Source organism: Pararhizobium antarcticum, assembly GCF_001885585.1.
GTDB classification, from domain to species: Bacteria; Pseudomonadota; Alphaproteobacteria; order Rhizobiales; family Rhizobiaceae; genus Pararhizobium; species Pararhizobium antarcticum.
Genome location: NZ_LSRP01000019.1, coordinates 1 through 3,205, shown reverse-complemented (window position 1 = coordinate 3,205; position 3,205 = coordinate 1). Strand labels below are relative to the sequence as shown.

Below are 3,205 nucleotides of genomic sequence, written 5' to 3'. Positions count from 1 at the left end.
GCCCCCTGTCCTGCCCCTTGCCCGCGTCTTTGACCATCGGCCTGATCAGCCGGCTGCGGCTTGGCAATTGCCTCGATGACAGGCGCGGAAACGCCGACCTTGACCAGCATGGCGCCGGCACCCGGAACGAAACGCACCCAGGCCATCACACCGACGACAAGGATAACCAGACTGATCGCCAGCTGCTTCCAGAGCTTCATGCACGTCTCCAAATGAAAAACACGTTTTGCGGCCATCCGGCGCGCAAGGTCCCGGCGGGGACCTGTCTTTGACCACGTCAACTGGGGCAACTATCCCCTTTTGCAAGAGGGCGGACAATCCCCGAATGCCATCATTACGCAATTGTAATGAAACGCATTTTTTCGGTGGCGCCGGTTTTGCGTACGGCAAAAAGAACGTCTAGGAAGAAAACCGCCAGACGCTGGTTTTCGAAAACCGGCGTCTCGAAACCGATCGGCGTATCGCCGTCGTTTTGAACGTTATACGCAGCACGCGCCAATCGGATTTCTTCAAAACCATCTGCGTTTCGCCGCCTCAGCCCCAGAGCCGCCCGATGGCCTTCTCGGCGGCTGGACAGGCCGCAGCGGTTGATAGGGAATAAAAGAGGAACGCCAATTCTGGCCTTTCGGCTCCGAATCACTACATTGAGCCGCATGAGCAATGGTTTTGACGATATTCCCTTCTTCGACGAGGAGCCGGCACCGCGCGGCAGGCCGGACGGGCCGCAGGCCGGGGCGCCTGTGCCGGCCACCACGCCTGCATCCATGCCGGCCTCCGGGACAGCCTCTTCGCCAGCCGCCGGGCTCGGCATTGCCGCGCGCGCCATGGCCGCCCGCGATGTCGGTCGCCGACCGGATTATCTGTCGGGCCTCAATCCCGAGCAGCGCGAGGCGGTGGAGAGCATTGACGGTCCCGTCCTGGTGCTGGCCGGCGCCGGAACGGGAAAGACGCGGGTGCTGACCACCCGCATCGCCCACATTCTCGCATCCTCGAAAGCCTTCCCCAGCCAGATTCTGGCCGTCACCTTCACCAACAAGGCGGCGCGCGAAATGAAGGAACGCGTCGGCGTTCTCGTCGGCGGCGCTGTCGAGGGCATGCCGTGGATGGGCACGTTCCATTCGATCGGCGTCAAGCTGTTGCGCCGCCATGCCGAACTCTGCGGCCTGCGCTCCGCCTTCACCATTCTCGACACCGACGACGTCGTGCGGCTGATCAAGCAGCTGATCCAGGCCGACGGCATCGACGACAAGCGCTGGCCGGCCAAGCAGTTCGCCCAGCTGATCGACGGCTGGAAGAACAAGGGGCTGTCCCCTGCCGACATCCCCGAAGGCGATGCCCGCGCCTTTGCCAATGGCAAGGGCCGCGAACTCTACGCCGCCTACCAGGCAAGGCTGAAGACGCTCAATGCCTGCGATTTCGGCGATCTTCTGCTGCATCCGATCAAGATGTTCCGCGAGCATCCCGACCTGTTGAAGGAATACCACGCAAAATTCCGCTATATCCTCGTCGACGAGTATCAGGACACCAACACGGCGCAATATATGTGGCTGCGGCTTCTCGCCCAGCGGCCCAAGGGCGTGCCGCAGAATGTCTGCTGCGTCGGCGACGACGACCAGTCGATCTATGGCTGGCGCGGCGCCGAAGTCGACAACATCCTGCGCTTCGAGAAGGATTTCGTCGGCGCCAAGGTCATCAAGCTCGAGCGCAACTACCGCTCCACCGAACACATTCTGGGCGCCGCCGCCCATCTGATCGCCCACAATGAGGGCCGGCTCGGCAAGACGCTGTTCACAGACCGTTCCGATCCGGATGATCAGAAGGTGCAGGTCCATGCCGCCTGGGACTCGGAAGAAGAGGCCCGCGCTGTCGGCGAGGAAATCGAGCAGCTTCAGCGCCAGACGCACAGGCTGAACGACATGGCGATCCTGGTGCGCGCTTCCTTCCAGATGCGCGAATTCGAAGACCGCTTCGTCACCCTCGGCCTCAATTACCGGGTCATCGGCGGTCCGCGTTTCTACGAGCGTATGGAGATCCGCGACGCGCTCGCCTATTTCCGGCTCGTCTGCCAGGACGCCGACGATCTTGCCTTCGAGCGCATCGTCAACACGCCGAAACGCGGCCTTGGCGACACCACCATCCGGGCTTTGCACGATTATGCCCGTGCCCGCGACATTCCGATGCTGGCGGCCGCGGCCGAGATGATCGACACCGACGAACTGAAGGCGAAAGCCCGCAAATCGCTGTTTGACGTCGTCACCAATTTCCGCCGCTGGCAGGGCCTGCTCGAAAACACCCCGCACACGGAACTGGCCGAAACCATCCTCGAGGAATCCGGCTATACGGACATGTGGAAGAACGACAAGTCGGCGGAGGCGCCGGGGCGGCTGGAAAACCTGAAGGAACTGATCCGCTCGATGGAGCAGTTCGAAAGCATGCGCGGTTTTCTCGAACACATCGCGCTGGTCATGGACACCGAGACCAACGAAAACCTCGATGCCGTCTCGATCATGACGCTGCATTCGGCCAAGGGCCTGGAATTCGAGACCGTCTTTCTGCCCGGCTGGGAGGAAGGCCTGTTTCCGCACCAGCGTGCACTCGACGAGGGCGGCCGCTCAGGTCTGGAGGAAGAACGCCGCCTCGCCTATGTCGGCCTGACGCGGGCCAAACGCCGCTGCCACATCTGGTTCGTCTCCAACCGCCGCATCCACGGCCTGTGGCAGTCGACCCTGCCCTCACGCTTCCTGGATGAACTGCCGGTCACCCATGTCGACATCTCCGAACCGGAACAGTCCTATGGCGGCTATAACCGGGGCGGTTACGGCCAGTCCCGCTTCGACAAGCAGGAGCCCTTTTCAAACACCTATTCGACGCCCGGCTGGAAACGCGCCCAGGCGAACAAGACCGATGCCACCCGCGACAACTGGGGCAGCCGCTCCGGCGTCTCGATCGAACGCGTCGGCTACGGCGAATCGGGACCGCGCGCCAAAACAATCGACGGCGAACTCATCGCCAAATCCAAGGTCGACGACCCCTCGAAATTCACCGTCGGCGAGCGCGTCTTCCACATAAAATTCGGCAACGGCAACATCGCCGGCATCGAAGGCAACAAACTCACCATCGATTTCGACAGGGCCGGGCAGAAGAAGGTGCTGGACGGGTTTGTCGATAAGCTATGAACGGGACTGTCAGCCCCACTCTTTAATTC

2 protein-coding genes and 1 pseudogene are annotated in these 3,205 nt (G+C 62.0%); 1 reads left to right on the top strand and 2 read right to left on the bottom strand.

The window, feature by feature from the left end:
- A pseudogene (locus AX760_RS02820) lies at positions 1 to 200 on the bottom strand (efflux RND transporter periplasmic adaptor subunit); the annotation flags it as partial.
- Between the two features lie 134 nt (positions 201 to 334).
- Positions 335 to 655: a hypothetical protein gene (locus AX760_RS26595; RefSeq protein ID WP_139276173.1), complete on the bottom strand. Its 321-nt coding sequence runs from the start codon at positions 653 to 655 to the stop codon at positions 335 to 337.
- On the opposite strand from AX760_RS26595, the gene AX760_RS02815 reads away from it, so the two are divergent.
- Positions 654 to 3,176 (top strand): ATP-dependent helicase, encoded by a 2,523-nt coding sequence (locus AX760_RS02815; RefSeq protein WP_071831319.1) that lies wholly within the window; start codon positions 654 to 656, stop codon positions 3,174 to 3,176. The genes AX760_RS26595 and AX760_RS02815 overlap by 2 nt on opposite strands.
- Positions 3,177 to 3,205: the final 29 nt, after the last annotated feature.

What these genes read in the sequence shown, in the direction of transcription:
- AX760_RS02815 (WP_071831319.1), top strand. Translation starts at nt 654, where the DNA reads ATGAGCAATGGTTTTGACGATATTCCCTTCTTCGACGAGGAGCCGGCA.
- AX760_RS26595 (WP_139276173.1), bottom strand. Translation starts at nt 655, where the DNA reads ATGCGGCTCAATGTAGTGATTCGGAGCCGAAAGGCCAGAATTGGCGTT.